This window comes from Patulibacter defluvii (assembly GCF_034096925.1).
Lineage (GTDB): Bacteria > Actinomycetota > Thermoleophilia > Solirubrobacterales > Solirubrobacteraceae > Patulibacter > Patulibacter defluvii.
Genome location: NZ_JAWZSQ010000029.1, coordinates 46829 through 54694 on the forward strand (window position 1 = coordinate 46829; position 7866 = coordinate 54694).

Consider the following 7866-nt stretch of genomic DNA (forward strand, 5'->3'; position numbering starts at 1 on the left):
GATCGCAACAGGACGGAGAATTCATAGTTGCAGAGAGCGCTGGAAAATCCAAGGGCTTCCGAGCGTTCCGTGCCGTAGCGCACGCTCGCGGGGGGTCGGATTCGGTCAGGATGCCCGGATGGGCGGGTCCCCGTCCGCGGTCCGCGGACGCCCGTGACCACCGCCGCCGGGGGTCTCGATCCGCAGCGTCTGGCCCGCCCGCAGCCGCCCGCCGGCCTTCGCCGGCAGCGGCGCGCCGTCGAGCAGGTTGCGCCCCCGCGCGCCGTCCTCGCCGCCGTCGGCTCCGCGCGGCGCGACCGTCCGCCGCTCGGTCAGCAGCTGGAAGTCGAGGTCGGCGGTCGCCCGCAGCTCGCGGATCACCCCGTCGCCGCCGCGGTGGGCGCCGTCGCCGCCGGAGCCGCGCCGGACCGCGTAGCGGACCACCCGCACCGGGAAGCTCGTCTCCAGCGCCTCGACCGGGGTGTTGCGGGTGTTCGACATCGCCACGTGGACCGCGCTCGGTCCGTCGGCGGTCGCCAGCGCGCCCTGGCCGCCGCCGATCGTCTCGTACATCGTGCGCTCGTCGTCGCCGAGCGTGACGTTGTTCATCGTCCCCTGGCCGAGCGCCCGCCCGAGCGCGCCGAGCACCAGGTCAGCGACCCGCGACGAGCTCTCGACGTTGCCGGCGACGACCGCCGGCCGCGACCCGTCCGGCCACGGGCGGGCGTCGAGCAGCGAACCCGGCCGGGTGCGGACGACGACCCGCCGGCGGGCGCCGTCGTCGGTCGGCAGCTCGCGGTCGCCGACCGCCGCCCGGACCGCGAACAGGCAGGCCGACTCGGCCACCGCCCGCGGGCAGTTGAGGTTGTGGTGGCCCTGGTCGGGCGCGTCCCGCAGGTCGACGGTCACGGTGCCGTCGGCGACGGTCACGGTGCCGTCGGCGACGGTCACGGTGGCGGCCAGCGCGATCGGGCCCTCGCGGCCCTCGAGCACGTCCTCGCGCCGGTGGACGCCGGCCGGCAGGCTCGCGATCGCGGCGGCCATCCGCCGCTCGCCGTAGTCGAGCACCGCGCCGACCTGGGCGGCCAGCCGCTCCGGCGTCCGCTCGGCGGCGAGCGCGGCCAGCCGCCGGGCGCCGGCCTCGCAGGCGGCGAGCTGGGCGCGGAGGTCGGCCCGCCGCTGGGCGGGGTGGCGCATCCGGGCGGCCAGCTCGTCGATCAGCGCCGCGGTCAGCGGCTGCGGCTCGATCAGCACGCCCTCCTCGTCGAGCGTGGTCGAGTCGGCGGGCATCGACCCCGGCGTGCGGCCGCCGACGTCGGCGTGGTGGGCGCGGGCGGCGGCGAAGCCGACCAGCTGCTCGGCGACGAAGACCGGGGTCACGACGGTGATGTCGGGCAGGTGCGAGCCGCCGGCGAAGGGGTCGTTGAGGATCCACGAGACGCCGGGGGCGAGGTCGCGCCCGCCGGCCTTGCGGACCGCGGCCACCGAGGCCGGCATCGCCCCCAGGTGGACCGGGATGTGCTCGGCCTGGGCGATCATCCGGCCGTCGGCGTCGAAGAGCGCGGTCGAGCAGTCGCGGCGCTCGGTGATATTGGCCGAGTGGGCGCTGCGGACGAGCACCGCGCCCATCTCGTCGCAGGCCGCCCGCAGCCCGCCGACCAGCACCTGCAGGTCGATCGCGTCCAGGTCCTCGGCGGCGGGGGCGGCGTCGACCTCCCACGGGGCGGGCGCGGGCGCCGGGTCGTCGGCCCGCAGGTGCAGCGTCCCGTCGTCGTCGCGGGCGGCGCGCCAGCCGGCCGGCACCACCACCGTCGCTCCCGGCAGCCGCAGCACGGTCGGTCCGACGGCCAGCGCCGCGTCGGCGGGCGCGTCGCCGCCGAGCGCGACCGTCGGCGCCGGCGCGGTGGTCGCCTCGCGGACGGTCACCAGCTCCAGCTCGGCGTCCGGGTCGGCGAAGCCGTAGCGGGCCTCGTGGGCGGCGTCGAACGCCCGCCGCAGCGCCGCGGGGTCGGGCGGGCAGTCGCGGATCGTCAGCTCGAACGCCTGGCCGGCGTAGCGCAGGTCGTAGGCGCAGCGGGTCGCGCCGTCGTCCTCGTCGCCGGTGGTCGTCGGCCGCAGCGCCGCGGCGGTGATCTGCGCGCCCCGCAGCAGCACGGTGCGGGCACGGTCGCTGCGGCGCTCGGCCGCCGCCAGCCCGAGCGCCGAGAGCACGCCGCCGGCGTGGGGGACGATCACGTGGCCGATCCCCAGCCGCGCGGCCAGGCTGGCGCCGTGGAGCCCGCCGGCGCCGCCGTAGGCCAGCAGCGCGAAGCCGCGCGGATCGACGCCGCGCTCGACGGTCATCACCCGCAGCGCCCGCAGCATCTCGGCGTCGGCCACCCGCAGGATGCCGCGCGCGCACTGCTCCGGATCGAGCCCGACCTGCGCCGCCAGCCGCCCGACCGCGGCCCGGGCGGCGGCGACGTCCAGCCGCACCCCGCCCGAGAGCGGCTGCGCGGGGTCGAGCGTGCCAAGCACCACGTGGGCGTCGGTGACCGTCGGCTGCTCGCCGCCGTGGCCGTAGGCGGCGGGCCCGGGACGGGCGCCGGCCGAGCGCGGGCCGACCCGCAGCGCGCCGCCGCTGTCGGCCCAGGCGATCGAGCCGCCGCCGGCGCCGACGGTGTGGATGTCGATCGTCGGCAGCGCCACCGGCCGTCCGGCGATCTCGCCCCCGCCCTGCTCCTGGACGCGGCCGTCGCGGACCACCAGCACGTCGCACGAGGTCCCGCCCATGTCGAAGCAGAGCAGGTCCGGCTCGCCGGTCGCGCGGGCCACGATCGCCGCCGCCGCGGCCCCGCCGGCCGGCCCCGAGAGGACCGTGGTGGCGCCGCGGCCGGCGGCCTCGGCGGGCGGCTGGACCCCGCCCGAGGAGGCCAGCACCTGGGGCGCGGGCAGGCCGGCGTCGGCGCAGCGGTCGGTCAGCCGCCGCAGGTAGCGGCCGACCAGCGGCGAGACGCCGGCGTCGACCTCGGTGGTGGCCGCCCGCTCGTACTCGCGGAAGGTGCCGACGGCGACGTGCGAGAGCGAGACGTGGACGTCGGGCCCCAGCCGCGCGGTCAGCGCCGCGCCCAGCCGCCGCTCGTGCTCGGGGTGGCGGTCGGCGTGCAGCAGGACCACCGCGACCGCTTCCGGCGCGGTGGCGGCGACGGCCTCGACCACGCGGGCGATCTCGGCGTCGGTCAGCGGCTGCTCGACGCCGTCCGGGCCGCAGCGCTCGGCGACCTCGATCCGCCGCTCGGGCGGGGTCAGCGGGGCCGGTCGCGCCTGGCCCAGGTCGTACAGGTGAGGGCGGTCCTGACGGCCCAGCTCGACCAGGTCGGCGAAGCCGGCGGTGGCGCAGAGGGTGGTCCGCGCGGTCCGCCCCTCGAGCAGCGCGTTGGTGGCGACGGTCATCCCGTGGGCGAAGGAGGCGACCGCGTCGGGGGTCGTCCCGGCCTCGGCCAGCACGGCGTCGATCGCCGCCAGCACGCCGCGCGACTGGTCGTCGGGCGTGGTCGGGGCCTTGGCGGTGTGGACGCGGCCGCCGTCGACCAGCACGGCGTCGGTGAAGGTGCCGCCGACGTCGACGCCGAGGAGGGCGCCGGGAACGGGGGCGGGGGCGGCCATCGCCGGCGAGCGTAGCGCTCGTCCGCGGGCCCCGGCCGGGTGGCCGGAGCGGGCGCCCGGCGGGCCGCTAGGCGGCGAGCACGGCGCCGACCGGGATCTGCTCGTCGAGCGTGTCCTCGGTCTCGGCCAGGTGCTGGTGCGACGGGCAGTAGCGGGAGCCCGGCAGCGGGTCGCGCTGGCAGGCGGCGCCGCGGCGGGTGGTGGCCTGGCAGCAGGGCTTGGTCCCGGTCAGCTCGAGGCCGAGGTCGGGACGCCGCTCGAGCTCGCCGGCGACGGTCGCGATGTAGTGCTGGACGGTCCGCCACACGCGGCCCTGGGCGGCCATCGGGAAGAGGAAGCGGATCTCGTGGAAGAGCGCCTTGGCGGGGTGCGCGAAGTAGTGCGGATCGGTCACCAATCGCTCGATCGTCGCCTCGCAGGCGTGCAGCACGCGCTGCTGGCTGTCGTGCGAGGCGCCGTTCGGCAGGTTGCGGGTGACGTCGCGGTAGAGCTGTCGGCTGAGGTGATACATGGCGATCAGGAACGGGATCTGGGTTCGCCGATCGGCCCCGCGACGGACGCCGCGGGACTCGGCGGATCTCGGTCACCCTGTACGAACCCCCGCCGTGTTGGGTTGCGGTTAAGGAGCCGCGACGATCGCCGCGATCCCGCTGGGGGACGGGGATCGCGCCGTTTCAGGCCCAGCGCTCGCGGCGCGGTTCCTCGCCGTCCGCGATCACCGTGTGGATGCCGTCGAGCGCCCGGTCGAGCTGCGGGAAGTCGGTCCGGTGGTGGGCGCCGCGGGACTCCTCGCGGGCCAGCGCGGCGGCCGCGATCGCCCGCGCCAGCGGGTGCGGGTCGCCGAGCAGCTCGGTCAGGCCCTCGGGCGTGCGCTCGATCCCGGCGTGGTTCCAGAGCGCGTGGCGGGTGGCGCGCTCTGGACGGGTGACGGTCGCCGCGGTCGGGGCCGGATCCAGCCGCTCGGGCAGCTCGTCGACGTCGAGCGCGGCGCGGGCCGCGCGGCCGCCGTAGACCACGCACTCGGCCAGCGAGTTCGAGGCCAGCCGGTTGGCCCCGTGGAGGCCGGTGCAGGCGGTCTCCCCGATCGCGAACAGGCCCGGCACGCGGGTCGCGCCATGGAGGTCGCAGGCGACGCCGCCCATCGTGTAGTGGCAGGCGGGCGCGACCGGGATCGGCGTCGTGGCCGGATCGAGCCCCGACTCGCGGAGGGCGCCGACGACGTTCGGGAAGGCGTCCGGGTCGACCTGGCGCATGTCGAGCAGGACGTGGTCGCTGCCCTCCTCGCGCATCGTCCGCCAGACGGCGGCGGCGACCTCGTCGCGCGGCTGCAGCTCGTCGACGAAGCGCTCACCGCGGCCGTTGAGCAGCGTCGCGCCCTCGCCGCGGATCGCCTCGGTGACGAGGAAGCCCTCGCGGCCCTCGATCCCGGTCACCGCCGTCGGGTGGAACTGGACGAACTCGAGATCGGCCAGCTCGGCCCCGGCCGCGTAGGCCAGCTGAGCGCCGACCCCGACCGAGCCGGGCGGGTTGGTCGTCCGCCGCCAGAGCGCCGCCGAGCCGCCGCAGGCCAGGATCGTCGCCCGCGCCCGCAGCTGCCGGCCGTCGTCGGTGACCGCGCCGACGCAGCGGCCGCCGCTGGTCCAGAGCGCGATCACGCGGGTGTTCTCCAGCACCCGCACGCCGGGCTGCGAGACCAGCCGCGCCGACAGCTGGCGGACCAGCCGGCGACCGGTCGCGCTGCCGCCGGCGTGGACGACGCGGCGGTGGGTGTGACCGCCCTCCAGGCCGAGCACCAGCCGCCCGTGGCGGTCGGCGTCGAAGCGGACCCCGAGCGCCTCGAGGTCGCGGACCGCCTCGGGGGCCTCGCGGCAGAGCGCCTCGGCGGCCGAGCGGCGGACCAGGCCGCGGCCGGCGCGCTCGGTGTCGGCCAGGTGGGCGGCGGGGTCGTCGTCGACGGCCAGCGCCGCCGCGACCCCGCCCTGGGCCCAGTAGGAGGCGGTCTGCGCCAGCGGCGTCGCGCTCACCAGCGTCACCCGGGCGCCGTCGCGCGCCGCCCGCAGCGCCGCGTAGAGGCCGGCCGCCCCGGCGCCGACCACCAGGACGTCGGTGGGCAGCTCGGCCGTCTCGGGCATGCGGGGTACCGTATCCGTCGTGGCTCCGGTGCTCCTTCGTCACCCCTCGTCGCTACGGCACGACACCGGCTCGCACCCCGAGCGGGCGGCCCGGATCGTGGCGATCGACCGCGAGCTGGAGGCGCGCAGCGGCTGCGGCTTCACGGCCCGCGAGTCGCCGCCGGCGACGGTCGAGCAGCTGCAGGCGGTCCACCCGGCCAGCCACGTCGAGCGGATCCGCGCGCTGGCCGCGACCGGTGGCGGCGCGATCGACGCCGACACGGTCGTCTCGGCCGGCTCGTGGGAGGCGGCCCTGCACGCCGCGGGCGGGGCGGTGGCGGTGGTCGACGCGCTGCTCGACGAGCGGGTCGGGCGCGCGGCGTCGCTGCACCGGCCGCCGGGCCACCATTGCGAGACCGCCCAGCCGATGGGCTTCTGCCTCTTCAACAACGTCGCCGTCGCCGCCCGCCACGCCCGCGACCGCTACGGCGTCGAGCGGGTGCTGATCCTCGACTGGGACGTCCACCACGGCAACGGGACGGCGGAGATCTTCGCCGGGACCGACGAGGTGCTGTTCTGCTCGATCCACGAGCACCCGCTGTACCCCGGGACCGGGCGGCCGGCGGAGCGCGGGCACGGCCGCGGCGAGGGGTTCACGGTCAACCTGCCGGTGCCGGGCGGCAGCGGCGACGCCACCTGGACGGCGATGGTCGAGCAGGTGGTGCTGCCGATCGCCCGCAGCTACGCGCCGCAGCTGCTGCTGGTCTCCGCCGGCTACGACGCCCACGAGGCCGATCCGCTGGCCACCTGTCGGGTCAGCGACGGCGGCTTCGCGCGGATGGCGGCGGCGGTCCACCGGCTGGCCGACGAGCTGGACGTGCCGCTGGGGCTGGTGCTGGAGGGCGGCTACGCGGTCGACGCGCTGGCCCGCTCGGTGGCCGAGACGCTGGCGGTGCTGGCGGGACCGGTGGCCGAGGCGCCGGCGGCGGTCGATCCCTGCCCGCCGGTGGTCGAGCGAGCGATCGGCGCGCTGGCCGAGCGCTGGCCGGCGCTGGTCGCGGGCTGAGGGCGGGGCGGGGGAGGGCGGCGCTGGCCGCGGGCTGAGGACGTGGGCGGGGCTCGCCGCCGGCCGGGTCGGGACAGGGCGGCGCTCGCCGCGGGCCGAGGCCGAGGCGGGCGGCTACTGGCCGTCGCGGAGGGTCGCGGTCCGCTCGCCGGTGGTGCCGGTCGGCGGCGTCGTGCCGGTGGTGGCCGGCGGGACGGTCTGGCCGGGCGTGGCGCCGGGCGTGGTCTGGCCCGGGAGCGGGGTCGTCACCGAGGGCGGGGCCGTGGCGGCCGGCGGCGGCGTCGCCGGCTGGGTGGCGGGCGGCGGCGCGGTCGTCTGGGTGGCGACCGGTGCCTCGTCGTCGGTGGTCAGGGCCACGAACGCGCCGACGGTGCCGCCGGCGACGACGATGATCAGGGCCGCGATCGCCGCGACCGGGATCCGCCAGTTCGGCGTCGGCCGCATCCGGGTGCGGGCCGGGGCGCCGCAGGTCAGGCACCAGGCCTGCTCGGCGCCGACCGTGCCGCCGCAGCGGGGGCAGACGATCGGGGTCGGCTGGTCGCGGCTCATCGACCGGTCGGGGGTGCGCCGGGCGGGCCGGGGGCGGGCGCCGGACCGCCGACGGCCGGGTCGACGGCGGCCGGGGCCGGGGCCGGGCTGCCGGGCGCGGCGCCGGTGTGGCCGACGCGGACGCCGCACTGCGGGCAGAAGTTCGCCTCGCTGCCGTGGAGGGCCCCGCAGCGGACGCAGACGGAGACGCCCGGCTCGTGCAGCTCCTCGATCGACTGGAAGTCGCGCAGGCCGCGCTCGAGCGCGTGCAGCTCGTCGTCGATCCGCAGCAGCGCGTCGTGCTTGGCCGCGACCAGGACCTCGTTCTGGGCCCCGGCCCGACGCAGCTCGAAGACCAGGCCGCCGAGGTCGCGGTAGCCCAGCTCGCGGACCCGCCGCAGGTAGCGCAGGCGGCGCCGCATCCGGCCGCGGTCGCGGACCCCGACCTTGGCCGGGACCGGCGGGGCGGCGGTCGCGTCGGCGGCCGCGGCGGGCTCGCCGGGGGTGGCGCCGGCGTCCGCGGGCGCCGCGCCCGGG

General features: G+C 78.2%; 5 protein-coding genes and 1 pseudogene. 1 reads left to right on the forward strand and 5 read right to left on the reverse strand.

Annotation, left to right across the window (positions count from 1 at the left end):
- Nucleotides 1-105: 105 nt before the first annotated feature.
- The 3 genes from SH587_RS21840 to SH587_RS21850 all read right to left on the reverse strand — a co-directional run bounded on the left by SH587_RS21840 (nucleotide 106) and on the right by SH587_RS21850 (nucleotide 5756).
- Complete coding sequence (locus tag SH587_RS21840) at nucleotides 106-3624, reverse strand: hydantoinase B/oxoprolinase family protein (protein WP_320672777.1); 3519 nt, start codon at nucleotides 3622-3624, stop codon at nucleotides 106-108.
- 67 nt (nucleotides 3625-3691) lie between these two features.
- Nucleotides 3692-4135 carry a hypothetical protein gene (locus tag SH587_RS21845; RefSeq protein ID WP_320672778.1) on the reverse strand — a complete coding sequence of 148 codons (444 nt, stop codon included), beginning with the start codon at nucleotides 4133-4135 and terminating at the stop codon, nucleotides 3692-3694.
- 163 nt (nucleotides 4136-4298) lie between these two features.
- Nucleotides 4299-5756 (reverse strand): L-aspartate oxidase, encoded by a 1458-nt coding sequence (locus SH587_RS21850; protein ID WP_320672779.1) that lies wholly within the window; start codon nucleotides 5754-5756, stop codon nucleotides 4299-4301.
- 19 nt (nucleotides 5757-5775) lie between these two features.
- Between SH587_RS21850 and SH587_RS21855 the strand changes: the two genes are divergently transcribed.
- Nucleotides 5776-6801 (forward strand): histone deacetylase family protein, encoded by a 1026-nt coding sequence (locus SH587_RS21855; RefSeq protein WP_320672780.1) that lies wholly within the window; start codon nucleotides 5776-5778, stop codon nucleotides 6799-6801.
- Nucleotides 6802-6915: 114 nt separating this feature from the next.
- Here the strand turns inward: SH587_RS21855 and SH587_RS21860 are convergent, their stop codons facing one another.
- Entirely contained in the window at nucleotides 6916-7350 is a 435-nt protein-coding gene (locus SH587_RS21860) for a hypothetical protein (RefSeq protein WP_320672781.1), read from the reverse strand.
- Nucleotides 7347-7866: pseudogene (locus SH587_RS21865) on the reverse strand (zinc ribbon domain-containing protein); the annotation flags it as partial. The pseudogene SH587_RS21865 and the gene SH587_RS21860, both read right to left, overlap by 4 nt.

Coding starts and splice junctions, on each gene's coding strand:
- SH587_RS21860 (WP_320672781.1), bottom strand. CDS start 7,350: ATGAGCCGCGACCAGCCGACCCCGATCGTCTGCCCCCGCTGCGGCGGC.
- SH587_RS21845 (WP_320672778.1), bottom strand. CDS start 4,135: ATGTATCACCTCAGCCGACAGCTCTACCGCGACGTCACCCGCAACCTG.
- SH587_RS21850 (WP_320672779.1), bottom strand. CDS start 5,756: ATGCCCGAGACGGCCGAGCTGCCCACCGACGTCCTGGTGGTCGGCGCC.
- SH587_RS21840 (WP_320672777.1), bottom strand. CDS start 3,624: ATGGCCGCCCCCGCCCCCGTTCCCGGCGCCCTCCTCGGCGTCGACGTC.